Source organism: Rhizobium pisi (genome assembly GCF_003938655.1).
In the GTDB taxonomy this organism is placed as follows: Bacteria; Pseudomonadota; Alphaproteobacteria; order Rhizobiales; family Rhizobiaceae; genus Rhizobium; species Rhizobium pisi.
On the sequence record NZ_RJJT01000033.1, the window covers coordinates 19334 to 45869 of the forward strand.

23 protein-coding genes are annotated in these 26536 nt (G+C 62.3%); 8 read left to right on the plus strand and 15 right to left on the minus strand.

The window, feature by feature from the left end; translation table 11 throughout:
• Position 1 precedes the first annotated feature (1 nt).
• The gene (locus tag EFD55_RS30155; RefSeq protein WP_125850382.1) at positions 2 to 1810 is read left to right on the plus strand and encodes a GMC family oxidoreductase; all 1809 of its coding nucleotides are present in this window, start codon (positions 2 to 4) and stop codon (positions 1808 to 1810) included.
• On the plus strand, positions 1810 to 4698 hold the full coding sequence (locus EFD55_RS30160; protein WP_125850384.1) for a patatin-like phospholipase family protein: 2889 nt from the start codon (positions 1810 to 1812) through the stop codon (positions 4696 to 4698). Before EFD55_RS30155 ends, EFD55_RS30160 begins: the two co-directional genes overlap by 1 nt.
• 55 nt (positions 4699 to 4753) lie before the next feature.
• On the opposite strand, the gene gabD is transcribed toward EFD55_RS30160, so the two are convergent.
• The 9 genes from gabD to EFD55_RS30205 all read right to left on the minus strand — a co-directional run bounded on the left by gabD (position 4754) and on the right by EFD55_RS30205 (position 14980).
• Entirely contained in the window at positions 4754 to 6208 is a 1455-nt protein-coding gene (gabD, locus tag EFD55_RS30165; RefSeq protein WP_125850386.1) for an NADP-dependent succinate-semialdehyde dehydrogenase, read from the minus strand.
• A 211-nt stretch (positions 6209 to 6419) separates the two neighbouring features.
• Complete coding sequence (locus tag EFD55_RS30170) at positions 6420 to 7406, minus strand: ABC transporter ATP-binding protein (protein WP_125850388.1); 987 nt, start codon at positions 7404 to 7406, stop codon at positions 6420 to 6422.
• Entirely contained in the window at positions 7403 to 8428 is a 1026-nt protein-coding gene (locus tag EFD55_RS30175) for an ABC transporter ATP-binding protein (protein ID WP_125850390.1), read from the minus strand. The genes EFD55_RS30170 and EFD55_RS30175 overlap by 4 nt, the downstream gene beginning before the upstream one ends.
• Positions 8429 to 8430: 2 nt before the next feature.
• Entirely contained in the window at positions 8431 to 9402 is a 972-nt protein-coding gene (locus EFD55_RS30180; RefSeq protein ID WP_125850392.1) for an ABC transporter permease, read from the minus strand.
• A 10-nt stretch (positions 9403 to 9412) separates the two neighbouring features.
• On the minus strand, positions 9413 to 10450 hold the full coding sequence (locus tag EFD55_RS30185; RefSeq protein ID WP_245438261.1) for an ABC transporter permease: 1038 nt from the start codon (positions 10448 to 10450) through the stop codon (positions 9413 to 9415).
• A gap of 103 nt (positions 10451 to 10553) precedes the next feature.
• Positions 10554 to 12251: an ABC transporter substrate-binding protein gene (locus EFD55_RS30190; RefSeq protein ID WP_125850395.1), complete on the minus strand. Its 1698-nt coding sequence runs from the start codon at positions 12249 to 12251 to the stop codon at positions 10554 to 10556.
• A gap of 62 nt (positions 12252 to 12313) precedes the next feature.
• Complete coding sequence (locus EFD55_RS30195) at positions 12314 to 13207, minus strand: proline iminopeptidase-family hydrolase (RefSeq protein ID WP_125850397.1); 894 nt, start codon at positions 13205 to 13207, stop codon at positions 12314 to 12316.
• Positions 13208 to 13226: 19 nt separating this feature from the next.
• Positions 13227 to 13814 (minus strand): ANTAR domain-containing response regulator, encoded by a 588-nt coding sequence (locus EFD55_RS30200; protein ID WP_125850399.1) that lies wholly within the window; start codon positions 13812 to 13814, stop codon positions 13227 to 13229.
• Entirely contained in the window at positions 13811 to 14980 is a 1170-nt protein-coding gene (locus EFD55_RS30205) for a transporter substrate-binding protein (protein ID WP_125850402.1), read from the minus strand. Before EFD55_RS30205 ends, EFD55_RS30200 begins: the two co-directional genes overlap by 4 nt.
• A gap of 484 nt (positions 14981 to 15464) precedes the next feature.
• Between EFD55_RS30205 and EFD55_RS30210 the strand changes: the two genes are divergently transcribed.
• Together EFD55_RS30210 and EFD55_RS30220 are read left to right on the plus strand one after the other, a co-directional pair.
• Positions 15465 to 17105 carry a tetratricopeptide repeat-containing diguanylate cyclase gene (locus EFD55_RS30210; protein ID WP_210276391.1) on the plus strand — a complete coding sequence of 547 codons (1641 nt, stop codon included), beginning with the start codon at positions 15465 to 15467 and terminating at the stop codon, positions 17103 to 17105.
• Between the two features lie 285 nt (positions 17106 to 17390).
• Positions 17391 to 19112 (plus strand): putative bifunctional diguanylate cyclase/phosphodiesterase, encoded by a 1722-nt coding sequence (locus tag EFD55_RS30220; RefSeq protein WP_376774118.1) that lies wholly within the window; start codon positions 17391 to 17393, stop codon positions 19110 to 19112.
• On the opposite strand, the gene EFD55_RS30225 is transcribed toward EFD55_RS30220, so the two are convergent.
• The 5 genes from EFD55_RS30225 to EFD55_RS30240 all read right to left on the minus strand — a co-directional run bounded on the left by EFD55_RS30225 (position 19096) and on the right by EFD55_RS30240 (position 23355).
• Positions 19096 to 20814, minus strand: coding sequence for an asparagine synthase-related protein (locus tag EFD55_RS30225; RefSeq protein WP_125850406.1), 1719 nt, complete (start codon positions 20812 to 20814; stop codon positions 19096 to 19098). The two genes, EFD55_RS30220 and EFD55_RS30225, sit on opposite strands and share 17 nt — an antisense overlap.
• Positions 20815 to 20950: 136 nt before the next feature.
• Entirely contained in the window at positions 20951 to 21109 is a 159-nt protein-coding gene (locus EFD55_RS33390) for a hypothetical protein (RefSeq protein ID WP_165504890.1), read from the minus strand.
• A gap of 219 nt (positions 21110 to 21328) precedes the next feature.
• On the minus strand, positions 21329 to 22042 hold the full coding sequence (locus EFD55_RS30230; RefSeq protein WP_165504891.1) for a hypothetical protein: 714 nt from the start codon (positions 22040 to 22042) through the stop codon (positions 21329 to 21331).
• Between the two features lie 120 nt (positions 22043 to 22162).
• Positions 22163 to 22834, minus strand: a complete 672-nt coding sequence (locus EFD55_RS30235) for a hypothetical protein (protein WP_125850410.1) — start codon at positions 22832 to 22834, stop codon at positions 22163 to 22165.
• Between the two features lie 176 nt (positions 22835 to 23010).
• Entirely contained in the window at positions 23011 to 23355 is a 345-nt protein-coding gene (locus EFD55_RS30240; RefSeq protein WP_008532056.1) for a helix-turn-helix domain-containing protein, read from the minus strand.
• A gap of 238 nt (positions 23356 to 23593) precedes the next feature.
• On the opposite strand from EFD55_RS30240, the gene EFD55_RS30245 reads away from it, so the two are divergent.
• The 4 genes from EFD55_RS30245 (at position 23594) to EFD55_RS30260 (ending at position 25822) form a co-directional block, all read left to right on the plus strand.
• Positions 23594 to 24244 carry an acyl-homoserine-lactone synthase gene (locus tag EFD55_RS30245; protein WP_125850412.1) on the plus strand — a complete coding sequence of 217 codons (651 nt, stop codon included), beginning with the start codon at positions 23594 to 23596 and terminating at the stop codon, positions 24242 to 24244.
• Positions 24245 to 24408: 164 nt separating this feature from the next.
• Positions 24409 to 25134: a helix-turn-helix transcriptional regulator gene (locus EFD55_RS30250; protein WP_125850414.1), complete on the plus strand. Its 726-nt coding sequence runs from the start codon at positions 24409 to 24411 to the stop codon at positions 25132 to 25134.
• Between the two features lie 122 nt (positions 25135 to 25256).
• Positions 25257 to 25619, plus strand: a complete 363-nt coding sequence (locus tag EFD55_RS33965; protein ID WP_245438636.1) for a CopG family ribbon-helix-helix protein — start codon at positions 25257 to 25259, stop codon at positions 25617 to 25619.
• A complete protein-coding gene (locus EFD55_RS30260; protein WP_125850416.1) occupies positions 25568 to 25822 on the plus strand; it encodes a FitA-like ribbon-helix-helix domain-containing protein in 255 nt (84 codons plus the stop codon). The genes EFD55_RS33965 and EFD55_RS30260 overlap by 52 nt, the downstream gene beginning before the upstream one ends.
• 127 nt (positions 25823 to 25949) lie before the next feature.
• Here EFD55_RS30260 and EFD55_RS30265 read toward each other — a convergent pair whose 3' ends face one another.
• A complete protein-coding gene (locus EFD55_RS30265) occupies positions 25950 to 26414 on the minus strand; it encodes an Lrp/AsnC family transcriptional regulator (RefSeq protein ID WP_125850418.1) in 465 nt (154 codons plus the stop codon).
• Positions 26415 to 26536: the final 122 nt, after the last annotated feature.

Sequence of the window (26536 nt, forward strand, 5' to 3'; positions counted from 1 at the left end):
GATGTCCGGCGGGCCGACCCACGATTATATCGTCATCGGCAGCGGGGCGGGCGGCGCCGTTCTCGCCGCACGGCTGGCCGAAGAGGGGCGGACCGTGCTCGTCATCGAAGCCGGCGGCGATCCGCTGGCGAAGGCCGACGACGGCTCCGAGATGCCGCTTGCCGATGCCTGTCGCGTGCCGGCCTTTCATGCCTTTGCCTCGGAACATCCCGGCATGGCCGAGAACCATTGGGTGCGCCACTACGAAAATCAGGAAATGCAGGAGCGCGACTGGCGCTACAGCAAAGAAAAGGACGGTGTGCTTTATCCGCGTGTGCGCGGGCTCGGCGGCTGCACCGCCCATCATGCGATGATCATCGTGCGGCCCAATCATTGCGACTGGAACCACATCTTTGCGATCACCGGCGACGAGAGCTGGAAGGCCTCGCACATGCAGGGTTATTTCGAGCGCATCGAGCGCTGCCGCTACCGCTTCTTCCTGTGGCGGTGGCTCGCCGCAATAACGGGCCTCAATCCGACGGGCCACGGATGGTGGGGGTGGATGACGACGGAGCGGGCCCTGCCGCTCAGGGTCCTGCGCGACTGGCCCCTGTGGCGGGCGCTGCTGCGCAGCGTTGGTGCTGCTGCCGACGCCTTCGGCAAACGGGGCTCGGACTGGGAGATGACCGAGGTCGACCCGAACGACAATCGCAACTGGAACATTGGCGCCTGCGGCGTGCGCATCACACCGCTTTCGACGCGCCGCCACACCAGGCACGGGCCGCGCGAGCGGCTGCTCGACGTGATGAAGCGGTACCCCGACCGACTGTCGCTTCGCCTCAACACCACGGTTACGCGCATCGAATTCGACGGCAAGCGGGCGGTGGCGGTTCGCTGCATCACCGAGGAGGGGCGCGAGGAGGTCATTCGGGCGGGCCGTGAGATCATCCTGGCGGGCGGCGCCTTCGCCTCGCCGCAGCTTCTGATGCTGTCGGGCATCGGCGATCCCGCCCATCTCCGCAAACACAAGATTCATGTCGTCGAAGCGCTTCAAGGCGTCGGGCGGAACCTGCAGGACCGCTACGAGGTCGGCGTCGTCAGCCGGGTGAACGAACCCTGGTCGGCGCTCAAGGGCGTCACCTATACCAGACGAGATGCCCATTACCGGCGGTGGCGCTGGTTCCGCATCGGCAACTATACGAGCAACGGCGTCATGTTTTCCCTGACGCTCAAGTCTAGCGACACGCTGAGCGAACCGGACCTGCACTGTTTTTCGCTGCTGGCCGATTTCCGCGGCTATTATCCCGGTTATTCCAAGCGCATCCGCAAGCCGGATTACATGACCTGGGCGATCCTCAAGGCCTATACCGAAAACCAGGGTGGCACGGTGCGGCTTCGAAGCGCCGATCCCGCGGCCCTGCCTGCCGTCGTCTTTCATTCCTTCTTCGAGGGAACCGGCAATTACGACCTCGATCTCGATGCCGTCGTCCATGCCATCCGCTTCGTCAGGAAGATCAACGATGCGATGGACGATCTCATCGCATGCGAAGAGGAGCCCGGCCGGCAGAACGAGAGCGACGAGGCGCTTCGCCGCTATGTCGCCGAAAACGCCTGGGGCCATCATGCCTGCGGCACCTGCGCCATCGGCCCCCGCGAAAGTGGCGGCGTGCTCGACAGCCGCTTCAAGGTGCACGGCATCGAAGGCCTGCGCGTCGTCGATGCTTCCGTCTTCCCCCGCATTCCCGGCTACTTCCTTGCCACCGCCGTCTACATGATCGCGGAGAAGGCGGCCGACGTCATTCTCGCCGATAGCCGACTGGAAACACTGTGATGAACGAACACCCCACCCATCGGGAAGCCAGCATCTACAATTGGCTCGGCGAGCACGTCCGCGGCTTCGTTCGATGGTGGCGGGAATTCGATGCCTGGCTGAACCAGCCGCTGCCGAAGGGGCGGGGCCTCGCCTGGCGATGGCTCGCTCCCGACGGCTACGCCTGGTTCGTGCCGGTGCTTGCGGGCATTCTAACCCTTGCCATGGCGCTCGGCCCGACCGTCGAGATGCGCTGGGGCAATCTCGGCCTGCTCGCGATCGGATTCGCGCTTCTTTTCCTGCTGCATGCGGTGGCCTGCCGCCAGGCGCTCTTCAACCAGTATCTGCTCGCTGGACAGCTCGTCATCCTTGCGGCCCTTGCCGTGCTTCTGCTCATCGATTCACGCCCTGAAACCTACGGCATGATGACGGCACGGCCCCGCCTGCATGTCGGCGTCGCCATCGTCTGCGCGCTCGTTCTCGCGCTGCCGGCGGCCTGGCTGCTGGCATCGAGCCTGTTCCGCTCCAATGCAGGTGGCGGGCTTGCCGACAGTCTGCCGAAGGTCGAGCTCTTCCTGCCCAAGAACCGCTACGATTTTATGGGCCGCGGACCGATTGCCGCGCTGGCGTCGGCCTTGTTCATCGCGCCGATCCGCTATCCGGTCGAGCTGCTTCTGCCCGGATCGCTTCTCACTCTGTTCGTGCCGGACCACTATCTCGGCTACGCCTTCTACGTGACGGCCGCCGTCGCATGGTTCGCCCTTTTCCTCGGCATCCTGTTCGACCGGCTGATGGAAATCCTGCAGACGGTCGGGCGTCTCTTCTTCATCGGCCCGCAGCGGGTCATCAGCATTCTCGTCATCGTTGTCGCGGTGCTTCGCCTCGCCGATGTTCATTACATCACCTATCTCTTCAACGCCGGCTCAAAAGGCTACGGCAACACGACGCTCATGCGCTATATCGCCTTCGCCTATGCCGTTGCCTGGTACTACGGCTTCTGGTGCGATCACTTCGTCGCGCGCCGGCTCATGCGCCTCATGGACAAGGAGCGGCAAACGATCACGCCGGTCCAGATCGCTTACGATTATGAGGGCAGCGAGACCTTGAGCACGGTCCAAAACAAGGGCCGGACGATCGCGCTGCATGGCGCGGGACGCTTGAAGATCGAGGGCCGCTACGAGGATCGATATCAGCGGCAGACCAAAGCCACGTCGAACCGGGCGATCCAGTTCATGACGCCGGCGGAATTGCTCGCGCAGTTTCGCGCACAGCTCGAGCGCCTGCCCGCCGAGCAAGCTCCAACGGGAGATCTGCTCGCGAGCCTGCGCAACTTCCAGCGCTCGACGCTCGTCTATCCCGCCCTCGTCGGCTTTGTGGCCTATCTTCTGATCGGCGGTCCCGCCGCCTTCAGCTTCCTGCGGGCGATCCAGCCGCCGGAACTTGCGATCCGCTCCGAGCGGCATGTGGGCAAGCAACCGGCAGCGCTCTTGTTCGAAAGCGGCTGGGCCAATGGCGGCTGCGCAGCCCTCGAGCCCACGACGCCGAGAATTGCCGTCGTCGCTTCCGGCGGCGGCACGCGCGCGGCGATCTACACGGCCTCGCTGCTGCGGGGGCTGGCCGAGCAGGACCAGATCTGCAACGTCGTCCTGGTCAGCGGCGTCTCGGGCGGCAGCGCCGCGCTCGGCTATTTCGCGCTTCACGAGCAGGAGCTTCGCCGGCCGCGCGGCACCTTGGACGTCAAGGCATGGGATGATTTCTCGCAGGCCATGGCGCTGCCCTTCATCGAACAGGTGATCGATGGGGCGAGCGACATGCGTTTCGCCTTCGGGCGCTGGCATTGGGCGTCCTCGGCCTGCCGCGAAGCCAAGATGCCGGATCAAGGGACCAACGGCTGGACCCTGGCGCGTTCAAGATTGGGCGCTATCCTCGCCGAATCCTTCGTTTGCGAGATGGGCGCTGCAACGATGGAGGCGCCATCCTTCGGTCTGATGCTCAACACCGCGATTGTCGGATCTTTTTCCGATGACGGCCCGTCTTCCAACAACAGCCCTTTCTGCGAGGTCGATCCGAAGCTTTCGCTGCCCGAGAAGGCGACGCGCTGCCGCCAATTCCTGGATGCCGCGCAAGCCGGTGGGCGGCTGGTGCTGACCAACCTCGCCGCGCCCAAGCCTCCGCCTGATGATGGATCGCTGCACATGCAGCTCGTCACGCTCGACAATGCCGATATATCGATCGGGCGCGCCGCGGCGCTCAGCGCAAACTTTCCGCCGGTCTTTCCCGATGCCGCGATCGATATCGCGACCCCCGGCGAAAAGGGGAAACGATACTGGGTGACCGATGGCGGAGCGGTCGAAAACCGCGGCGCCATGACGCTCTACTATTCCATCCGCGATGCGTTCCGATCGGCGCCGCAGGCGCTGCCGCCGCTGCATGTCGTCATCGCCGATGTCTCGGCCTCGGCCGGTCGCTACAGCGAGAGTTTCGGTTTCGGCTCGGTGCTCGGCGCCGGAGGACAGCTGGGCCTCGGTCTGGAAACGGAGCTTCGCGCGGCGATCGAGAAACTCTACTGCGATCACAATTCCGAAGTCCGCATCCACGAGATCACCATGCCGCGCGTCTATCGGGATGGCGGGATCGGAACGCATTGGCTGCTTCCGAACTCGCTCTCCTTCACCAATCCGGACAAGTCGTCGGAGACCAAGATCCTGTCTGCCCGGGACGTCGAAACGCTGGTGCTGGCGCTGCACAGCGATGTGACGGAACCCTATGAGGACGACGCCGCTGCCAGGTCGGTCAAGGCTTGGGCTGAGCAGGACAAGGTCGCAAAGCACGACGAAAACTGGAAAGAACTGCTCGCCGCCCTTGCGGCAAAGCAGGGCGGACGAGGAATGTCCTGCGCGCCTCGCTGAGGGGACGAACGCGCAGAACGGCTATATCCGCCCTTCGGCGACCGGGTTGCCGGCCTCAGGCGATGCCGCCGAGGCAGACATATTTGATTTCGGTGAATTCCTCGATGCCGTATTTCGAGCCTTCGCGGCCGAGGCCGGAGAGCTTGACGCCGCCGAAGGGAGCTTCGGCCGTCGAGATCAGCCCGGTATTGACGCCGACCATGCCGTATTCCAGCGCTTCGGCGACCCGGAAAACACGGGAAAGATCCTTGGCGTAGAAATAGGAAGCGAGGCCGAACTCGGTGTCATTGGCCTGGGCGATCACGTCGGCCTCATCCTTGAAGCGGAAGAGCGGCGCCACCGGTCCGAACGTTTCTTCCCTGGCAACGGTCATGGCAGGGGTGACGTCGGCGAGCACGGTCGCCTCATAGAAGCGTCCGCCGAGCCGATGGCGATGACCGCCGGCAATGACGCGGCCGCCCTTGGAAATCGCATCGGCGACATGCTCCTCGACCTTGGCAAGGGCGGCTTCGTCGATCAGCGGGCCGAGATTGATGCCTTCGTCGAAGCCGTTGCCGGTCTTCAGAGCGCCGACCGCCTTCGACAGCTTCTCGGCAAAGGCATCGTAGACACCCTCCTGCACATAGAGCCGGTTGGCGCAGACACAGGTCTGGCCGTTGTTGCGGTATTTGGCGATCAGCGCGCCTTCGACAGCGGCATCGAGATCGGCGTCATCGAACACGATGAAAGGCGCGTTGCCGCCGAGCTCCAGTCCGAGCTTCTTGATGGTCGGCGCGCTCTGCCGGTAAAGCTCGGCGCCGACTTCGGTCGAACCGGTGAAGGTCAGCTTGCGCACGATGGGGCTTGCGGTCATTTCGCCGCCAATGGCGCGCGCCGATCCGGTCAACACGCTGAAGAGGCCCTTGGGAAAACCGGCGCGTTCGGCGAGGATGGCAATCGCGATCGCCGAGAAAGGCGTCTGCGAGGCCGGCTTCAGCACCATGGCGCAGCCGGCGGCAAAGGCCGGTCCCGCCTTGCGGGTGATCATCGCATTCGGGAAATTCCAGGGGGTGATGGCGGCAACGACGCCGATCGGCTGCTTCATGACAAGGATGCGCTTGTCCTTCTGGTGGCCGGGAACGATGTCGCCATAGACGCGCCGCGCTTCCTCGGCAAACCATTCGATGAAGCTCGCGCCATAGGCGATCTCGCCCTTGGCCTCGGCAAGCGGCTTGCCCTGCTCAGCCGTCAGGATGCGGCCGAGATCGTCCTGATTTGCCATCATCAGCTCGAACCAGCGCCGCAGGATCACCGAGCGCTCCTTGGCGGTGCGGGCGGCCCATTCCTTCTGCGCGACCTCGGCTGCGGCAATCGCCGCCCTGGTCTCGGCAGCACCCAGCATGGGAACGTGGCCGATGATCTCGCCGGTCGCCGGATTGTCGACCTTGATCGCGTTGGATGGATCGGCCTCTATCCAGTCGCCGCCGACCAGCGCGGCCTGCCGGAACAATGTTGCGTCCTTCAATTCCATGACTGTCTCCTCAGATAGACCGTTTCCGTTTTCTTCGAGTCACGGGGATGCTCTATCTCTTTTCGCCTTTGCGCAATTGCGGACTTGAAAAACTGCTGCGCAGTTTTGCGGGATTATTGTCGCCACGCCGCAGGGAGCGGGCGGTTCGCCAACAGACTACCACGTTCGAACCAGGATTTGGGGGAAGGCCGGCGTCGAACCGTCCGTGGGTTCATGCAAGCGGAAAGTGACAGGCGACGGTGTGGCGGCCGGCATCGCCGGCCAGTTGCGGCCGGACTTCGTGGCAAAGCGGCTTGGCATAGGGGCAGCGGGTGGAGAATTTGCAGCCCTTGGGCGGGTCGAGCGGGCTCGGAATTTCGCCCTCGAGCAGGATGCGCCCCTGCCGGACGCGGTTGTGCGGCTGGGGGACGGCCGAAAGCAGCGCCTGTGTATAGGGATGACGCGGCGCGCCGAAGAGCGCATCCGTCTCGCCGACCTCGACGATCGATCCGAGATACATGACCGCCACCCGGCTCGACACCTGGCGGACCACCGCCAGGTCGTGGGCGATGAAGACATAGGTAAGGTTCAGCCGTTGGCGCAGGTCTGCGAACAGGTTGACGATCTGCGCCTGCACCGAAACGTCGAGCGCCGACACCGGCTCGTCGGCAACGATCAGCGCCGGCTCGACGGCGAGCGCGCGCGCAATGCCGATGCGCTGGCGCTGGCCGCCGGAGAATTCGTGCGGGTAACGGTCGAGATATTCGCGGCGCAGGCCGACGATTTCCATCAGCTCGGCGAGCCGTTCGTCGATTGCCTTTCCCTTGGCGATGTCGTGCACGTCAAGCACTTCGCCCAGCATGTCGCGCACCTTGCGGCGCGGATTGAGCGAGGACGAGGGATCCTGGAAGATCATCTGCATCCTGCGCCGCACTGGTGTAAGCGCACGCTTCTCCGCCTTGGAGATGTCCTGGCCGTCGAAGGTCAGCCGGCCGGCTGTGATGTCGTAGAGCCGCGTCAGGCAGCGGCCGAGCGTGGATTTGCCGCTGCCGGATTCACCGACCAGACCCAGCGTTTCGCCGGGATAGACATCGAGGCTGATCTCGTCGACGGCATGCAGGGTGCGGCCCGAACCCGGCCAGACGGTCTTGCCGACGAGGAAGTTCTTGGTCAGCGCCTCGGCGGAAAGCAGCGGCCTCACGTTCCCACTCGCGCTCATGCGGGCTCCTCCGATGTCAGGACGGTTTTGCGCAGGGCTTCGCGTTCCTCGCCATCGAGCACGCAGAGCACCGACTGATTGCCGATGCGGCGGGTCGGCGGCCGGGCGGCGCATTCGGCCCGGGCGAAGCGGCAACGCGGCTGAAAGCCACAGCCCTCGGGAATGCTGCCCGGCGTCGGTGGCATGCCGCCGATCGAAATAAGCCGCTTCGGCCGCTCGCCGGTCAGCGGCGGGATCGAGGCCATCAGCCCCCATGTGTAGGGATGAACGGGATTGGAGAAGATTTCGCGGGTTGTGCCGCGCTCGACGATGCGGCCGGCATACATCACCGCCACCTTGTCGGCGACCTCGGAGACCACGCCCATATCGTGGGTTATGAGGACGATCGCCAGGCCGAGATCTTTGCGCAGCCTGAGCAGCAGGTCGAGCACCTGCGCCTGCACGGTCACGTCGAGCGCCGTCGTCGGTTCGTCGGCAACGAGCAGCGCCGGCCGGCAGGAAAGCGCCATAGCGATCACCGCCCGCTGGCGCATGCCGCCCGACAGCTGGTGCGGAAAGCGCTCGGACGCTTCAGTGGGGTTGGAGAAGCCGACTTCGCCGAGAAGCTCGATCGCCCGCAGGCGGGCGACCCGGGCCGACATCGGCTCATGGGCGCGGATCTGCTCGGCGATTTGCCAGCCGATCCTGTAGACCGGGGTCAGCGCCGTCATCGGATCCTGCGAGATGAGCCCGATTTCCTTGCCGCGGATACGGCGCATGGCGCTTGCCGACAGTTCGAGAATCCGCTGTCCGCGAAAGGCGACTGCGCCGTCGACGCTTGTTGTCTTCGGATCGTGCAGGCCGAGCAGCGACAGGAGCGTGACCGATTTGCCCGAGCCGGATTCGCCGACGATCGACAGGATCTCGCCCTCGCGCACGGAAAAGGAAACGTCGTCCACGGCCCTGACGAGGCCGCCATCGGTGACGAACGAAACCGTCAGGCCTTGGACATCGAGAAGAACGGGTTTTTCAACGTTCTGCATCGTCAGTTCTTCCTTACGCGCGGATCGATCAGCACGTAGACGATGTCGACGGACGCATTGGCGAGCACCACGAAGAACGAGGCGTACATCACGGTGCCGAGGATCATCGGGAGATCGAGGTTGAGCAGCGCCTGATAGGTGAGGCGCCCGACGCCGTTCAGGCCGAAGACCACTTCCGTCAGAAGGGCGGAGCCGCCGACAAGGGCGCCGAAATCGAGGCCGAACATGGTCACGAACGGGATCAGCGACGTACGCAGCGCATGCCTGAGCATCACCCGCGCCGGGCTCAGACCCTTGGCGCGGGCGGTGCGGATATAGTCCTCCTGATAGGCTTCCACGAGGTTGGCGCGCAGCACCCGGCCATAGATGCCGACATAGAGGGCGGCGAGCGTTGCCCAGGGAATGATGAGCGTCAGGAACCAGCCGACAGGGTCAGAAAACAGCGGCTTGTAGCCGAGGGCCGGAACCCAGGAAAACGCCCAGCTGTCGTGGAAGCGGCTCTGCGAGATCAGGTTCATCACTTCGCCCAGCCAGTAGACCGGCATGGAGACGCCAATCAGCGCGAGCGCCATGAGCCCCCGGTCGAGCAGCGTGTCGCGGGCCATGGCGGCGACGACGCCGAAGACGATGCCGCCGAGCACCCAGAGCACGGCGGCGCCGAACACCAGCGACAGCGTCACCGGCGCGGCTTCGGCAACCTGCGGCACGATGCGCATGCCGCGATTGACGTAGGAGGTGAGATCCTGCGTCACGAACAGGCGTTTCATCATCAGCACATATTGCACCGGCAGCGGCCGGTCGAAGCCGAATTCGATGCGGATCTGCGCGATCGTCTCCTGGGAGGCGTTGCGGCCAGCGATGCGGGCGGCCGGGTCGGAGCCTGGTGTGGCGAAGAAGATTAGGAACACCAGCGTCGAGATACCGAACATGACGAACGCCATCTGGCCGAGACGCTGCAGGATTGCAAAAACCATCTCCGCTTCCTCAGACGATCTTGGTGCGCGGATCGAGCACGTCGCGGATGCTGTCGCCGAGCACGTTGAGCGACAGCACGGTGAGCGCGATGGCGATGCCCGGCGCCAGCGCCACGGCGGGGCGCGTGTAAAGCAGGGTCTGCCCGTCCTGGATGATCGTTCCCCAGCTCGCATCCGGCGCCTGCACGCCGATCGAAAGGAAGGACAGGGACGATTCCGTGACGATGTTGAGCGCCATCATCAGCGGGATGAACACGATCAGCATCGTGGCGACATTGGGCAGGATGTCCTTCCAGAGAATGCGCCATTCGGGAATGCCGAGCCCGATCGCCGCCAGCACGAATTCGCTGTTCTTCAGCTCCAGCACGCGACCGCGCACCGGGCGCGCGACATAGGGCACGTAGATGATGCCGATGATGCCGATCGGCAGCAGCAGGCTATCGGCGGTGATCTCGATCGGGCCGAGCACGATGCCCTTGGAGATCAGCACGATCGAGAGGGAAATCGCCAGAAGATAGACCGGAAAGGCCCAGAGGATATCGAGCAGCCGCGACAGGACCGTATCGACGAAGCCGCCGAAAAAGCCCGCGCAGATGCCGATCAGTGCGGCCAGGACCAGACAGATTGACGTGGCTGAGAAGGCAATCAGCAGCGAATTGCGGCCGCCATAGAGAAGCCGGGCGGCAACGTCGCGCCCCTGCGTGTCGGCGCCAAGGAAATACTGCGCAGCCCAGGTCGGGCCGATCGGCGTAACGCCGAGACCGAGGCCCTCGGTCGAAGGCTGCATGATCTTGACCTTCTTTCCGTCGATGGCGACCTTGCCGCTGAGATTGGAGCGGAACGGATCGGTCGCCGACACGGAGTTCGCATAAAGCGGCGCGGCGAGACTCGACAGGATCATCAAAAGCAGCACGAGGGCTGCGGCGATTGTCGGCTTGTCTCGCTTGAGAAGCCGCCAGGCCCGCTGCCAATGTCCCGCGCCTTTGCGCACGCTCCGGCTCTGCGAACTCTCCATCGGCTTTGCGATGCTGTTGGGTACGAGGGTCATTTCCGTTTTCTGCCGTCACGCATGGTCGAGCTCTTGCCGGTCCGGATTGTTTAAGAAGACGGGCAATGGCGTGGCGCGGACGCACGCCATTGCCGCGCGCCGTTTACTTCACCCAGGACTGGGAGATGATCCAACGGTTCTGCTTGTTGAACAGATAATTGCCGAGGCGGGCGGAGGTGAAATTCACGCTCTTCGGCGTGAACAGCGGCGCAAGCGGCGCTTCGGCCATATATGCCTTGTCGATCTTGGCCCATTCAGCATTGGCGGCGTTCTCGTCGGTCAGCGAAAGGGCCATGGCCGCCTTCATCTTGGCGTCGAGGTCCTTGTTGCAATAGCCTGAGATATTGATCGAGGAATCGCTGCCTTTGTGGAAGCTGTCGCAGGAGAGCAGCACGTTCAGGAAGTCCGACGCGGCCGGATAGTCCATGTACCACTGGCTGACGCTGATCTGGACGTTGTTGTTGGTGTTCTGGATGTAGGCGAACTGGATATTGGGCGAGATCGCCTTCATCGAGGCGTCATAGCCGAGATCGCTGAGCACGCTCTGCAAATAGGTGCCGATGCCGCGCGCGACCGCGTTGTCTTCGGCAATCACCGTCACCTTCTGGCCCTTCGTGCCGGATTCTTCGACCAACTGCTTGGCCTTGTCCATATCAGCTTCCGACCATGCCGGACCGGGGTCCTTGGTATAGATGCAGTCATCGGCATGGCCGGGGAAATCGGGCGGCAGGATCTGGCAGGTCGGCTGGGCGAGCACTTCGCCGCCGAAAAGACCGACGAGCGCGTCACGATCGAGCGCATAGTTCAAGGCCTGCCGGACCTTGATGTTGTCGAAGGGCGGCAGATTGACGTTCATCGGCGCATACCAGAAAGCCGCAAGCGGATCGATATGAACCTGATTGGCATATTTCGAGCCGATCTCGGGCAGGCGGTCGGCTGGAGGCGTGTCGTACATCCAGTCCACCTGGCCGTTGACCACGGCGTTGATGCCGGCTTCCTCCGTCATGCCGAACTTGTAGTCGATTTCGTCGGCATAGCCGTCCGGCTGGGCGTCGGCGCTCCATTCCTTGAAATGGGGATTGCGCTTCAGCACCATCTGTTCGTTCGGATTGTAGCTTTCGATCATGTAGGCGCCGGTTCCGGGCACGGGGCTCGTGCCGGCATCCTTGGCCGGCGTATCGGCCGGAACGATGCTCGCATGCGGCACCGCGAGCTTGGCGAAGAACTCCGAATCCGCCGCGACGAGATTGATGGTGACGGTGCCGGCCTTGTCGTCGGCGATCACGCCGCCGTCGAGCGTGCAGCTGTCGCCGTCCGCCATGCATTTATCGGCGCCGACGATGCCATTGTAGAAGCTGCCTATGGTCGGGCCCTTGACCTTGAAGATCCGCTGGAACGAGGCCACGACGTCAGCCGGGGTGACTTCCTTGCCGTTCGAGAACATGACGCCCTTGCGGATCTTGAACACATAGGTTTTGCCGTCATTCTTGATCTCGGGCATCGCCTCGGCGATCGCCGGCACGATCTTGAAACCTTCCGTGCCGCCGGCCTGCTTGAACTTGACGAGGCCGTCATAGGTCATCTGGTAGACCTGCCAGTATTGGGCGGTGTAGTTGATCATTGGGTCGATGGTGCCGGCCGCCGAAACGGCCGAGAGCGTCATCGTGCCGCCGCGATGCTGAGCCATCAGCGCGGCCCGGTCCTCGGCATGGGCAAGCCCCGAAAGCATGGTCTGCGCGAGCAGAAGGCCGGCGAAGGCTGTGCCGGCACGGCGTATGCGTGTTGTCGATCGTGTCGTCATGTTTGTCTGTTCCCTTATTTTTTTGCTGGTTCGATACGGCTGGGCACTTAAAGCTCTTGCTCTTACGGCGCTTTCCCATCGAGAAAGGCGCCGACCTCGGCCATGCAGGCCGCACGTTCCTCGACATGCGGCATGTGGCTGGACTGTTCGAAGATCCGCCAGCGCACGTCGGCAATCTCATCGGCATAGGGCTGCACGCAGGCTTGCGTCGCCTCGTCGTAATGGCCTGAGATCAACAGCGTCGGGACGTCGATGGTCGACAGCCGCCCGACGATCGACCAGTCTTTCATCGTGCCGATGACATGGAATTCGTTGGGGCCGTTCATCGTGTGGTAGACGGTCGGGTCTTCGCCGATGGCGTCGAAGGTGCGCTTCACTTCCGGCGGCATGGGGACGATGCGGCAGACATGGCGCTCGTTGAAAACATCGGTCGCCTTGGCGTATTCGGCGCTGTCCGTCGTGCCGGCCAGTTCGTGCTTGAGCAGCGTCGCCTGCACATCGGCCGGCAAGGCTTCGCGAAGGCGGTTGGCCTCGGAAATCCAGGTCTTCATCGCCGCCGGCGAATTGGCGATGACAAGCGCCTTGAGGCCGGCCGGCCGATCGACGGAGAATTCCGCCGACAACATCCCGCCCCAGGATTGCCCGAGCAGGCAATAGGCATCGCGGATGCCGAGATGGTCGATCAGGTTGTGGAGTTCCGCCTTGAAGAAATCGACGGTCCAGAAATCGCCGCCCTTTTCCGGCAGGTGCGTGGACTTGCCGTTGCCGACCTGGTCGTAGTGAATGACGGCGCGGCGCGTGGCGGCGAGATCCTTGAAGCTGTCGACATAATCATGCGTGCAGCCCGGCCCGCCATGGGCAACGATCAGCGGCGGCTTGCCGGACGCCAGGTCTCCGGTGATCCGGTACCAGGTCCGATAGGCGCCATAGGGTGCATAGCCTTCGGTTATCTCCATGTTTCGTCTTCCCTCTTCATCATCGTTCCAGAGTGCGCCGGTCGTTCCTGCAGATGGCGTCCGCAGCTTCCTCGATCGTCATGCCCCAATCCATCGCGATGCTTCTCAGGCGTTTGAAAGCGGTCGCTTCGCCGGCATATCCCTGCTGCATCAGCTGCAATACGGCGCTGACGACGATCGGCCGCTGTCGCAACCGGTCCTCGAGCGCGCGGATGTCGTCGGCATGGCTGCGGGCTTTATGGTAGGCGTGCGAAGCAATCAGCAGCGCGCTGTAGGCGCCGGTGGAGCCGATCGGCTTCAGCATGTGCGCGTTCGAGCCTTGGGCCAGCACCCATTCGATCCGTCCTGGTGCTTCCGAGCCGATCAGCGCCACGAGCGGCATCGGGGAAAAGCCGGACGGCCAGGGAAATTGCTGGTCATGTCCCATGTCGGCATCGAAGAACACGACGTCGGCAAGCGCATCCCGCTCGTCGAGCTGCGGCCAGACGGCCTTGACCTCGATATGCAGCGATTCCAGCTGTCGCGTCAGCGCCTCGACGGCCGGATGCGGCCGGTGCAGGATCACCGCGCGCCAACTGGAAAACATCGGTCGCTCGAAGCGGCTCATTTCACCACCTTCAATCCCGTTTTCGGCGCATGGCCGCCGGGCTTGCCGGGGAAAACCGAACGCACCAGGTAAGGGTCCGCCTCGACGATAGGGTTTTCGGTCTCGAAAATCTCGAAACCGCCCTCGCTGTCGGACCTGCCGATGAACGGCCGCAACCCGGCGTAATGTGTGCGCGGATCGAAGGAAATCGGGCCGATCGGCGTATCGAACTGTCGTTGCGTCACCAGTTTGCGGATCAGGTTGGGATCATCAGTGCCGGCATCGGCGATTGCCTGGGCGAGGACCGAAACCGCCATATAGGCGAAGACGAATGGCCCGGTGACCGGCCGGTCGTCGCCGCGGCGGGCTGCCAATCGCGCCTTGAAACGCCGGTTCTCCTCAGTGTCGAGCCTGTCCAGATAGATATTGGTGACGATGTGGCCGGCCTTGGCCTGCGGGTTGAGGTCCGCGAGATCGAGTTCCGAAAGGTTGCAGGCGACAAACGGACGGCGTTCGGCGCTGAACTCGGCGTCCTCCTCACGCAGTTCCGCATAGGCGCGGATGAACGCGTGGGCGGAGCGGCCGACGAGGTTGGAGAGGATGAAATCCGGCCGCTTCTGGCGGATCTCGGCAATCAGGTGGTCGACCTCTTCCGAACCGAGCGGCACGAAGCGCTCCGCCAGGACTTCGCCGCCCGCCGCCTCGGTGATCTCGCGGGCGATGCGGCCGATTTCCCAGCCCCAGATATAGTTGGAGCCGACGATGAACGGCCGCCGGCCGTAGCGCGGCATGACATAGCTAAACAGCGGCAGCAGATGCTGGTTGGGACAGGCGCCGAGATAGATGACGCTGTCGCTCGTCTCGTAGCCCTCATGCGGAAAGGCATACCAGAGCAGGGCGCCATGGCGCTCGACGACCGGAAGCACTTCCTTCCGGCTCCAGGACGTGATCGCGCCAACGATGTGCCGACATCCCCGCTGCCGGATGGCGACCTCGGCAAGCTCGGCGTAGCGTTCTGCACTACCAGCTGGATCGTCGACACGCGGCTCGAAGTGGAAGGAATAGCTGGAATTGTTGTTGACCTCGGCGACCGCCGCCAGGGCGCCGTCGACGGCATCGCGGCCAAGCGCCGCATAAGCACCAGTCGTCGAATAGAGAAGGGAAAGAGGGACGGACCTGCGGATCATGGCCTGTCCCGCAACTGACGGTGCGGGCTGCAACCGTTCGCCTGCCGCGAAGCAGACAAGGGGCCATTCCGACGGGTGGTATTCTTGATCACGCCAAAGTCTCGCTTCGAACACCTGCCAGGCACGACCGGCCGAACGGAATAAAAAAAGCCCCGTCCGCAGGAATTGCGGAAGTCGGGGCTCGGTTGCCGTTGGCGATCAATGCCATTTTCTCGGAGCAACGCTATGGCAAGCTCACTTTGTAGTCAATCGACAATCATGCTCATTTTTCGATCATTCTCGGTCCGGTAATGCGCTCCGCCCGCAGGGATTGTGGAGCTGTGTCTCCCGGCAATCTCAAGGCGGAGTTTATCGAAGACTTTGAGGCGGCGCCAACGCGCACGCCAAGACAAACATGGCCTGCGCGCATGTTTTGCCGGAGATTAGCATCATTGTTAAACTTCTGATGTTATCGATATCCGGAAGACAAATTTTGGCGTTCAACATGCAAGTTATTGATATTGAGGCAATTGCGCAAAAATCAAATTCCAGCCTGCAGCAAGCATGGCATCTTGGATGTACCGGCCGTTCGGTCGAAGCGCTTGCGATGGCCGGCCAAATTCTTGACGACGCCAGGTCGCAGGGCGACGATCGGCTCGCCGCTCAATGCGATACCGATATTGCCTGGTACTGTTTTCAGATCGGCAAGGCCGAGCTTGGGCTGACGCATGTCCGCCGGGCGGTAGACTTCTGGAAATCGACCGGGGAGCTCACGCAGGAAGCCCATGCCCGGGCCTATTTCGGATGGCTGCTCCTGGAGCTGGGCTTGCCGGAAGAAGCGATCGAAGAGGCGACCCGCGCATTGGATCTGGCCGACAGGACCGGGGACCGGAAGGCGCAGAGCCTCGCCACCAACGTCATCGGAATTATCTTCTGGTACAACAAGCAACCCGACCGGGCCATCCTGATGAGCGAAAGGTCCGTCGAGCTCGCCCGATCGATCGGCGACAGGACCTATGAATGCTGGTGGCTCATCAATCTCGGCGGCGCTCATTCGGAAGGCGGCTATATCGCGCAGGCTCTCGGCCAGCAGGAGGAAGGCCACCGGATGCTCATCAGGGCGCTGGACCTGACCGAACAGGCGCTCGACATTGCAATCCAGACCGGCGACAGCTGGGCGGCGCGCATCTGCCTCGGCAACCAGGCCGACTACTACGGTCACCTCGGCGAGCACGACAAGGCGCTCCAGTGCATGCTCCGCTATCAGCAGTTTCAGCAGAACAGCTATGTCAGGGACAGGCAGCAATATCTCTACACTTTGGGCCAGGTCTACAACAATTACGGAAAATTCGAGGAAGCCCTGTCGCTGCTGCTCGAGGCCGTGGAGCTGATCGACGAGGGCGGCAGCTTCGATTCCTATATCCAGATCTATCTATATCTGTCGCATGCCCATGAGGGGCTCGGGCAGTTCGATCTGGCGCTGGAGGCGCATAAGAAATACCATCAGGCATATTTGCAGAATAGCGCCGAGAGAACCCAGCAGCGCCCGCGTCTCGCCGAAATCTACTATGAAACCAAACGGCTGAAGGAAGTTGCCGAAACGGAGGCAAAGCGCGCCGACACGCTGGAGGCGTCCTATCAGAAATTGCAGGAGCAGACCGATATTCTTGCGAGCGCCGTCTATCTGGACGCGCTGACTGGGCTTTATAACCGCAAATATCTCGACAGCCGCTTCAAGGAGCTGACGTCCGAGAAACGTCCATATTCCGTCGCGATGCTTGACGTCGATCACTTCAAGGCGATCAACGACAACTTCTCGCACATGATCGGCGACCAGGTTCTCAGCGCCATCGGGACCATATTGCGCAACCAGCTCAGGGCGACCGATCAGGCCATTCGTTTCGGCGGCGAGGAATTCGTCATCTTGCTGACCGGCACTCCACGAGCTGCCGCCGATGTCTGCGAGAGGCTGCGTTCGGCTGTCGAACACTGGGACTGGTCGACGATCTGCAACGGACTGCGCGTCACGATCAGCATCGGCGTCGCCGGCTCCCTGTCTGCCAATTCTCCGAAGGAGATTTTGGAGATCGCCGACCAGAAGCTCTATACGGCGAAAAAGAGCGGCCGCAACCGGGTCGTTTCATAGCTGCTGTTTGGCGACAACGGCCTCATCCCGCGTTTTGGCAACGGCCAGGAAGAAACGTGCAATCTGGCGATCGGCACGAGACTTTCGCCCTTCGCGCACGACTGGGCAAAACCCTTGCTGGGGCGCCGATTTCATAACAATGAGGCAGACCGCGTCTCGGCGATCTTGGCGCCGCACGCATCTTCGTCGGTTGTTCGCGGCACGGCATTGCAACCGCGAGATCTCGATTAGTACTCTATCAAATATTCAATGAGACATTTGGGCGAACGAAACAGCGAGAGCCTCTTGAGTAATAAACGATCCAGGACAAACGTCGAGCTCGAGAATCTGCTTCGCCAGCTTGGCCTGGCCCTCGAGGCATCCGGGATCGGGATCTGGCAGCATAATATCGCGAAAAACCAGACGCGGTGGGACGAGCAGCTGAAGGCGATCTACGGCGTTCCCAAGGCTCCGCTCGATGTCATATGGCTCGACAGCATCCACCCCGACGACCTGGCGCCGACCAATGCGATATTTCTGCGGGCTATCGAAACCAAATCGGACTATGCCTCCGAGTTCCGCATCATCCGGCCGGACGGGGCGATCCGCTATTTGCGGTCGCGGGCCCGATATTTCGTGGACGCCGCCGGGGATCCCTGCTTCGTCGGAGCCGAATGGGACGTCACGGACGATGTGCTTCTCAACAAGGAGCTTGAGAGGAGCCGGGCGGAAGCTCGGCTTGCCGCCGATCACGATCACCTCACCGGCCTCCTGAACCGGCGCAGCTTCGATTTCGCCCTGTCGGAGCTTGCGCGCCAAGAGAGCGCCAAGGTTACGCTTCTTCACATCGACGTGGATCATTTCAAGGAGATCAATGACCGTTTCGGGCATGCGGTCGGCGATCTGGTTCTCCGTCACGTCAGCAAAATTCTGCTGGAAGCCATTTCGGCCGGAGACGTGGCTGCGCGCCTCGGCGGCGACGAATTCGCCGTCCTCATTCCGAAGGACGAGTGCGACAAGACCAATGCGGTGCTCGATCATATTCAGACGAGCCTGGAGAAACCGATCCCCATCGGCGATCAGACGCTGATGGTCTGTTGCTCCATCGGCGTTGCCAGTGCGATGAGTGCGGATCTCGCCAAGCTGCTCTCGCAGTCCGATCTGGCATTGTACCACGCCAAGCGGAACGGCCGGAATCGCGCCGAGATATTTTCCGACGAAATGGCGTCTACCCTGGCGAGCGAAAGGCAGCTCGCCCAGGATCTGCGCTCAGGGCTGGCGCTCGGTCAGATCCGCCCATTCTACCAGGTGCAGGTCGATGCCAAATCGTTCCGGGTCAATGGCGTCGAAGCCCTGGCGAGATGGCACCATCCGACGCGGGGGATTCTCGCGCCCGCCCATTTCCTGTCGCTCGCCTCCTATAATGGACTGGTCGCGGAGCTTGACCATGTCATTCTGACGGCGGTGCTCGCGGATATGAAATCCTCGGCATCCCTGCTGGACGGGATCCGGGTGTCCGTCAATCTGTCCGCCGATCGTCTCGACGATCCAGAGTTGGTCACCAAGCTCGGCAGCTATGACATACCGCCCGGCCGGTTAAGCTTCGAGCTGATCGAAACGATTTTTCTGGACAGCCTGAGCGATCACGTCAGGCAGAACATCCAAGCCATCAAGTCCTTCGGCATCGATATCGAGATCGACGATCTCGGCTCCGGTCACGCCTCCCTGCTGGGCCTGCTCGAACTGAGGCCGGATCGCGTCAAGATCGATCGCCAGTTGGTCATGCCGATCCTGCAATCGGTCCCGAGCCGCCGGCTGGTGAGTTCGCTGGTCGACATAGCGCGCGCGCTTGACATGGAGGTCATCGCGGAAGGGGTGGAGACGATCGACCATGCCAAGGTGCTTGCCGATCTCGGCGTTCACACCCTTCAGGGCTATGCGTTCGGACGACCGCAGTCGCTTGCCGATCTGACGGCGCGACTGGAGCAGGAGGCATTGGACGCACGGCAGGTTAATCGCGCGGGTTGACGAGAGGCATCGCGCCTTCGCCTCCCGTTCCATCAAATTCCGGCGACGCGCTTCGAGGCTGATCGCTTCGATCTCGTCCGGCGTGGGCGCGAAGCGTGCCGGCGGAGCGAGGTTCGTCCAGCCGGCGCAACATGTATTCGACATTGAAGGCATGGAAGAGGAAGCCGACGTCACCGAGCGAGGAATGAGGCCGGACGGCCCGGACGGCGGCAATCAAGCGGTCCGCGTCGACGAGCCCCAACTCGTGCAGGCGGCAGCTCCGCGTCAGGTCACGCGCGATCCCACCCGCGCCGGTGACGAGGGATGTTGTCAGGTAGGGTTCGAAATTCTCCCGCAACGGAATGTCCAGAAACGGCTCGGGGTAGCCGAGATGCCGCAGCAGGCGGCGGTGCAGGATTTTGTGCTGCCGCCAGGCGAGAGGCAGGCTGCGGTAGAAGCGGACCGCCTCCGGCTGGGCAAACGGGCTGATGGGCCAGAGGCCGTGGGCAGCAAACAGCGGCGCACGGGCGGCCTGCGCCTCCAGCACCGAGATCGGCAGGACGGGGAAGGGGGCTCTGTCGCAATGGGCGGCATAATCGGCGAGGCGGTCCTTCAGGGATTTTGACAGGGCCGGCGGAAAGGCCTCCGGAAGAAAGGCGTCGTTGACGTTGCGGGCGAGCTGCTCGGGCGCCTGTTCGAAGGCATGGGCCATCAGCAATTCGTCGCCGCCGGTTCCTGTCGCCACGACGCGCGCGCCGGAGGCGGCGACGAAGGCTTTCAGCAGACGGCCGAGCGGTCGTTGCAGATCGGCGTTGTAAGGGGCGGCTTCGTAATCGGCATGCCGGGCGAAGGTGGAGGGCACCATGGGCACGGCGCCGACCGGCAGCAGCATGTCCCGGAACCCGAAGTGGTCGATTGCGAGCGCGCGCCGGCCGATCTGCTGGCTCTGCGCCGCTCCGCCGATCTCCAGCGCGTAGGTCGGCAGGCCCGGATGCCGGGCGGCCAATATGGCGGCCACGACGGCCGAATCCAGGCCGCCGCTGAATTCACTTGCGACCACGTAGGGTTTCAGCGGCCAGCGCTGCAGCAGCGCGTCCACCAGCCCGCGAGCCGCCGCAGCAATATCGGCATCGTCCCGGAGAGGGCTCGGAACGTAATACTCCGCCGGAGCCGGATATGTCACCTTCACGGCGCCGTCGTTGTGGATGGTAAGAGAGGCCCGTTCCGTCACCATGAAGACGGAACGGAACATCGTCGTTGCCGCATAAGGTAAAGTTCCGGTCAGGCGCAGGCCGGTCCGCTCCACGTCGACGTCGTCGAGGTCGAGATCGGGGTAGAAGTCGGCGATCGACCATGACAGGTCGATCCGCGCGCCCGCCACCCTGATGTAGAGGGGTGCGACGCCGCCATGCCCGGCGGAAAGGGTGGCCGTGCCGGTTCGGCTGTCGATCGAGATCGACTGGTGGTCCAGCGGCCATTGCTGATGCGCGGCGCAGAAAGCCTTAGCCTGCTCCATCGTCCAATCGGCGCGCGGCCGGCCCAGCCTGTCCGGACCGGCGCAGCGTTCGCGGCAGAGCAGGATCGTGCCCTCCGGCGTTTCCCAGCGAAAGCTTTCAAGCAGGGGATGGTCGAGAATATCAATCCGCGCTGCCGGGCTTTGAAAAGCCTGCCGTTGCCCGTTTGGCGCGGGCAAGCGTTCCCGATCGATCGTTCCCTTGAACATGGCGTAATCTTTCCGATGTCACCTGACGAAAGTAGTGGCCGCCGCTTCTCCGGCGGTCACTGCAGCGTGTTGGGATGCCCGGGACAAACCCGAGCACGACGACGGAGGAACTGGCGGGCTTTGTCGCCGGCTCGGCTCAGACGTCGAGCTTGTCCATATCGCCCGGCTTCCCGCCCTTGATCATGGCGGCGATTTCGGTCGCGGACGGCGTCTGCCCGACGCGCGGAGCTTTGGCGAACACGTTCAGTTCGTTGCCGATGGTATCAGACTGCTTGGGGGTTCTGGTCGTATCCATGGTATTGCTCTCCAATTGAGGGTTGATCATCCCGCAATCTTGCGGGCGGGTGGCTTGGCTGCGCCAACACTAGGGTGACGCCGCTTGCGCGATGACCTTGACGCGACTGGCAGCTTGCCCGGCGGAATTTCTCGCGGTGTAAATCGACATTGCCGTATCCTCTCCTTTCAGGGGTTTGATGGCTTGCTCAAGCGTTGATGATGCGTTGGGTTTCCGAACCTATGGGCCTCCCGTCGCCAAAAAGGTTCCGTTGGCGTTGTAGATCACGGTGAAGGTTGCGTAGCCTGTGGTGAAATCGCAGCATGCCGCATTGGTCTCGTCATAGGACACGGCGCTTCCGGGCGGCTGGTAGCCCGTCTTCACGAAAAAGATCTGCTCCGGTATGCAACTCAAGACGGCGTTGGGGGCGGGGGCGACGTAGCTCGACAGAATGATCGCCTGGTCGTTGTTCAGCGCGGCGACGCCGCAATAGAGCTCCGGAACCGGCAAGGGCGTATAGGTGGGCACGATCATGCCAAAGGCTCCGACCGGAACCTTGGATTGATAGGCCGGCACGGAAAGCCCGAGCGGATCGAGCGACAGGGTCGTGCAATTGTCAGGCGAACCACTAGGCGTCGTGAGCGTGATCGCGCGGGCCGCCGTGGTGGTGCTGACGATCGATCGCGTGGCATCGAGCGTGATGAGCGCGATGAACTCAGAGGGCGTCACCGCTTGCCCGGTGCTGAGGGCGCCCGCGTAGATCTGGCTGTCCAGACCGAAATTGATCTGGGCTCCCGAACTCGTGTAGTTGCCGACGCTCTGGCAGCCGAGACTGCTGCTGAGAACGGAAGGGCTCGGCAAAGAGGGAAAGGCGGCCTGCTTCTGAAAGACATAAAAATATTGTGTCGTCTGCGACAGGTTGCGAACGATGATCTGGTAGGACGAACTGGTCATGACGTGCGACACTCCCGGCTGAGATCCCACCTGTTCGTCGCCCCGGCAAGCGGCGGCAATCGCGCGGATGGCGCGCATGCGGGCGAAGAGGGGACGCTTCGCCCGCATGCTTGCCGAGGCTTACTGGCGCTGTACGGTCCAGGTGCCATTGGCGTTCAGGGTGACGTTGCAGACGGTGTAGCCGCCGGTGAAATCGGCGATCGCCGCGGTTACGCTCGACTGCGTGAAATCCATGACGCTGCCGGGCGTATAGGAGCCGGTCTGGACATAATATTTCAGGATCGGCTGGCAATCGGTATTGCCGAGCGGGTTTGCCTGCACGAAGTTGGACAGCACGATGCCGCCATTGACGTCGACCGCCGAGCCGACGTTGTAGTAGGGCGGCGAGGTGAAGCTCGGCGTGGTGATGCGGAAGGCGCCAGGCTGCACCCCTTCACCGTAGACCGGGGCGGAAAGGCCGAGCGGGCTGACGGTTGCAGTCGTCCAGTCGTTTGGTTTACCGCTGCCACCCGACGCTGGAGCGAGATCGACGGCGCGGCTGGCCGACGCGTAGCCGGAAGCGGAGCCGATCGACGGCGGCGTATTCGCCTGCTGAATGCCCGCATAATATTGCAGGTTGACCTGGAAGGTCAGGATCGAACCTCCAGAATCGTAGTTGGCGAGGGTCTGCGAGAAAAGGCTGTTCGAATAGACTTGGCCGCCGCCGGTATAAATGGCCGGCTGTTGGAAGAAGAAGAAGCCTTGCGCCTGCGGCTCGTAGTTTTTCACGTTGATGGTCAGCAAAGTAGACATGGTCAACAACCCTTCTGCGTTGAGAGTGGAAACAAGGGTTCCCGCCGCGGCGGGGGCAGCCGTTCGCTGTTGCCGATGATGAAACCCTGGCTAGAAAGATCGTTGATGATCTATGTGATAGCAACTTAAACGTGTTGAGCGCAGGTTGAAAAATCTATCCAAATTTGCGTCTGGCGTTACGGATGCTCCGGGGGAATGGATTCGACCAATCCCATGAGATTGGACCGGGCTGCCGCAGGCCGGTCGCGCAGCGCCAGAACCAATTGCAATTCCGTGGTCGAGATCGGGCTGTTTCTGTGCCAGTCCATGGTGCCTCGCCCGAGCAGCAGCCAGTCGAGGGAGACGTCCAGGAGGTGTGCCAGCGCGCAGGCGCTTTCGAGCGATGTGTGGCCACCGTTCTGCCAGCGCGAAACGGCGGCGACGGAGACGTTGAGCTCTGCCGCGAGCGCGTGAACTTTGCGGAATTTGCCGCGGGATATCGCCTCGCGAATGCGTCTGCCGCGTGCCAGGTCGTGCGTCATCGGAATCCTCCCCATGGTCCCATCGAAATTGACAGAATTGACGGGCACGGAGAGCGTTCGGCCGATCAAATATCAGAAATCGCTTATGGAAGTGAAGGCCAAGGCGAGGCCCCGGTCAATCTGGTGAAATATCCATATTGCCCGGGATCGGTCTCCCGTTGTGAAACGTCCGGAAGCAGGACGCGCAAGACTGCGCAGCGGTTCTGCGATCAGGACTTCGGGATCAGGAGGGACGGAGATGTTGCGCATCCTCACCAGAGATATGTTCGAAACCGATCGGCGTGCTTTCGATGAAATGTTTCGGGCACGCGCCGCCGTCTTCCGCGACCGGCTGGGATGGCAGGTCGATGTCAGGGATGAGTGGGAAAGGGATCGATACGACGAGACGGAAGATCCCGTCTATCTCGTGACGCAATGGCCTTCCGGCGCGCTGACGGGGTCGCTGCGCCTGCTGCCGACCACGGGCGCGACGATGCTTAAGAGCGAGTTCCGTCAATTCTTTGACGAGCCTTTCGACGTCGACAGCCCGACGACCTGGGAATGCACCCGCTTCTGCGTTCATCCGCTTGCCGGGCTTGCCGATCAGAATTCATCGCGCACGGTCGCGACCGAACTGCTCTCCGGGCTTTGCGATCTCGCGCTCGATACCGGCATCGAAAGCATTGTCGGCGTCTATGACGCCGCGATGATCGGCGTCTACCGCCGGATCGGCTGGAGGCCGACGCCGCTTGCTCGATCCCGGCCCGAGATCGGCAACCTCTATGTCGGCCTGTGGGAGGTGACGGCTGAGAATTCCCACACACTTCGCGCCAACCTGTCCCGTCTTGTCGAGCAGGCCTCTCGCAATCTTGCCGAAGCGGCTGTCGAAAGGCATGGCGGTTTCAGGTGAGTGCGGCCTTGTCGCGCGGACTGAGAGCGACCGCCCAGACTGGGATATGCCGCGCCAGGCCTTAACCTATTTTTCACGCCATGCCGGGGATAGGCTTTTATCAGAAGTCGCTAAATGATACCAATGCGGGTGGTAAATTAAACGCACAACCACGAGTCCATCTCATGCTGAGCAGTTCTCGTTTTTTCTACAGCCTGGACCGGATCTCCGCAGCGCCGACATTGCGGGATCTGGAAACAGCACTGGATGAAGTTCGCCATATCTATGCGATATCGCACATGGTTCTGCATGTGACCCGCTCCTCGGGGGCGGCGGCCATCAACCCGTTGCTGATGCTGACCTATCCTCCCGAGTGGGTGAAACAATATCTTGAACGGGATTACTTCAGCATCGATCCCGTCGTGCGCCTCGGCCGGCGTGGCTTCCTGCCGGTGGAATGGTCCGCGTCGAAATGGGATTCCGGCCGGGCGCGTGTCTTCTTCAAGGAGGCGATGGCCTTCGGTGTCGGCCGGCAAGGCGTGACCCTGCCGGTGCGGGGACCGCAAGGCGAGCGATCGCTGTTTACGGTCACATCAAATCATCCCGATGCCTATTGGCGGCAGTTCCGCATGGACAGCATGCGTGATCTCCAGTTTCTCGCCCACCATCTCCACGACCGGGCCATGGTTCTCTCGGGCATGCGAAAAATTGTCGACATTCCGCAATTGTCGCGCCGCGAGCTGCAATGCCTGGAGATGACGGCCAGCGGCCTTATGGCAAAACAGATCTGCGCCCGCCTGTCGATTTCGGTGAGTGCGGTGCAACTCTATCTCGCCTCGGCGCGCCGGAAACTGACCGTCGCCACGACGAGCGAAGCAGTTGCCAAGGCAACGGCGCTGGAGCTGATATAGTTGAAATGCCTTCTCTGCTTGAGGTCAGACTTCTGTGGAGGACCGGCCAATACCTTCATAGACAAGCGGGGCTGGCAGAACCTACATTGGCGTCCGGTATTACCTTTGACTAAGGAGGCTCCATGGCGTCGCCGACCTCGCTCAAGCTCGATGACGAGCTGAAAGGTCGTGTCCAGCAACTGGCCGAAATCCGCCGCCGTTCGCCTCACTGGATCATGCGTGAAGCCATTGCGCAATATGTGGAGCGTGAGGACCTGCCCGAGCAATACCGGGAATGGCTCGTCGATTTCGGAGACAGCGGCTACGTGGCTCGCTACCGTATCGATGGGGACACCTTGACGATCCTGGCGGTGCGGCACCTGAAGAAAGCAGGGTTCCGAAAAGACGAACCCATTGTATTGATGGCATCATCATCGGGGGAGGGACTGTATCAATGCCTGCCGTCACGATACGCAATCTGCCCGAGGAAACCCACCGGGCGTTGAAGGTAAGAGCCGGTCGTCACGGTCGCAGCATCGCAGCCGAAATCCGTGAAATTCTGGATGCGGCAGTACGGCCGGCTGAGCGGGTCAAGCTTGGCTCGCTGCTGGCATCGATCGGCCGCGAGGCAGGTCTTTCCGATGGGGATGTGGACAGTCTGCAAAGCCTCCGTGACGAAGCACCTGCTGAGCCGATGAGTTTCGAATGATCCTAATTGAGACCAACGGCATTTCGGAGCCATGGAGCTCTTCCAGAGCTGTCCCTAGTTGATGGCGCGCGCATAGCGGTAAGATCGATCTGCATGCGCTGCGATGCGCAGCCGGGGCAACCGTGGTTCAGCGCCGACCTTTCGTCCGCGTCGCCAGGACATTCCGGATCGAGAAGCTGGAATGAATCCTGAGGACGCCTGGCAGAGCCGACAATATCTCCTTGTGGATCCGCTCGAACTCGCCGGCATTGGCGACCTCGACGCGCAGCAGATAGTCGGAGCCGCCCGTCATCAGGAAGCATTCCCGGATTTCGGGATGCCGGCGGACGGCCGCCTCGAAGCGGTCGAGGTAATCCTCCGTCTGCCGCTCGAGGGTGATGTTGATGATCACGGCGATCGTCGCATCCGCATTGCCGGTGTCGACCAGCGCTGTGTAGCCGCGGATCACGCCCGATTTTTCCATGATCTTGATGCGCCTGAGACAGGCCGACGGCGACAGGCCGATCTCGGCGGCGAGCTTGGCATTGCTCATGCGGGCATCGAGGCGCAGCAGCCTCAGGATATTGCGGTCGATCGTGTCGAGGGCGTGCATGATGGATTATTCCGAACGGTTATCGATTATGCGAATAATAGACAGATCATGCAATAATCGATGAATGAATGACAGGCAATTTCGCTGATTATTTCATAAGCTCTTGATATCAACAGGAGCAG

Excerpts from the sequence above, each read along its gene's own strand:
- EFD55_RS30190 (WP_125850395.1), bottom strand. The coding sequence starts at position 12,251 with ATGACGACACGATCGACAACACGCATACGCCGTGCCGGCACAGCCTTC.
- EFD55_RS30170 (WP_125850388.1), bottom strand. The coding sequence starts at position 7,406 with ATGAGCGCGAGTGGGAACGTGAGGCCGCTGCTTTCCGCCGAGGCGCTG.
- EFD55_RS30175 (WP_125850390.1), bottom strand. The coding sequence starts at position 8,428 with ATGCAGAACGTTGAAAAACCCGTTCTTCTCGATGTCCAAGGCCTGACG.
- EFD55_RS30265 (WP_125850418.1), bottom strand. The coding sequence starts at position 26,414 with ATGCACGCCCTCGACACGATCGACCGCAATATCCTGAGGCTGCTGCGC.
- EFD55_RS33390 (WP_165504890.1), bottom strand. The coding sequence starts at position 21,109 with ATGGATACGACCAGAACCCCCAAGCAGTCTGATACCATCGGCAACGAA.
- EFD55_RS30205 (WP_125850402.1), bottom strand. The coding sequence starts at position 14,980 with ATGATCCGCAGGTCCGTCCCTCTTTCCCTTCTCTATTCGACGACTGGT.
- EFD55_RS30180 (WP_125850392.1), bottom strand. The coding sequence starts at position 9,402 with ATGGTTTTTGCAATCCTGCAGCGTCTCGGCCAGATGGCGTTCGTCATG.
- EFD55_RS30240 (WP_008532056.1), bottom strand. The coding sequence starts at position 23,355 with ATGACGCACGACCTGGCACGCGGCAGACGCATTCGCGAGGCGATATCC.
- EFD55_RS30230 (WP_165504891.1), bottom strand. The coding sequence starts at position 22,042 with ATGACCAGTTCGTCCTACCAGATCATCGTTCGCAACCTGTCGCAGACG.
- EFD55_RS30160 (WP_125850384.1), top strand. The coding sequence starts at position 1,810 with ATGAACGAACACCCCACCCATCGGGAAGCCAGCATCTACAATTGGCTC.
- EFD55_RS30260 (WP_125850416.1), top strand. The coding sequence starts at position 25,568 with ATGCCTGCCGTCACGATACGCAATCTGCCCGAGGAAACCCACCGGGCG.
- EFD55_RS30155 (WP_125850382.1), top strand. The coding sequence starts at position 2 with ATGTCCGGCGGGCCGACCCACGATTATATCGTCATCGGCAGCGGGGCG.
- EFD55_RS30225 (WP_125850406.1), bottom strand. The coding sequence starts at position 20,814 with ATGTTCAAGGGAACGATCGATCGGGAACGCTTGCCCGCGCCAAACGGG.
- EFD55_RS30185 (WP_245438261.1), bottom strand. The coding sequence starts at position 10,450 with ATGACCCTCGTACCCAACAGCATCGCAAAGCCGATGGAGAGTTCGCAG.
- EFD55_RS30245 (WP_125850412.1), top strand. The coding sequence starts at position 23,594 with ATGTTGCGCATCCTCACCAGAGATATGTTCGAAACCGATCGGCGTGCT.
- EFD55_RS30210 (WP_210276391.1), top strand. The coding sequence starts at position 15,465 with ATGCAAGTTATTGATATTGAGGCAATTGCGCAAAAATCAAATTCCAGC.
- EFD55_RS33965 (WP_245438636.1), top strand. The coding sequence starts at position 25,257 with ATGGCGTCGCCGACCTCGCTCAAGCTCGATGACGAGCTGAAAGGTCGT.
- gabD (WP_125850386.1), bottom strand. The coding sequence starts at position 6,208 with ATGGAATTGAAGGACGCAACATTGTTCCGGCAGGCCGCGCTGGTCGGC.
- EFD55_RS30250 (WP_125850414.1), top strand. The coding sequence starts at position 24,409 with ATGCTGAGCAGTTCTCGTTTTTTCTACAGCCTGGACCGGATCTCCGCA.
- EFD55_RS30235 (WP_125850410.1), bottom strand. The coding sequence starts at position 22,834 with ATGTCTACTTTGCTGACCATCAACGTGAAAAACTACGAGCCGCAGGCG.
- EFD55_RS30195 (WP_125850397.1), bottom strand. The coding sequence starts at position 13,207 with ATGGAGATAACCGAAGGCTATGCACCCTATGGCGCCTATCGGACCTGG.
- EFD55_RS30200 (WP_125850399.1), bottom strand. The coding sequence starts at position 13,814 with ATGAGCCGCTTCGAGCGACCGATGTTTTCCAGTTGGCGCGCGGTGATC.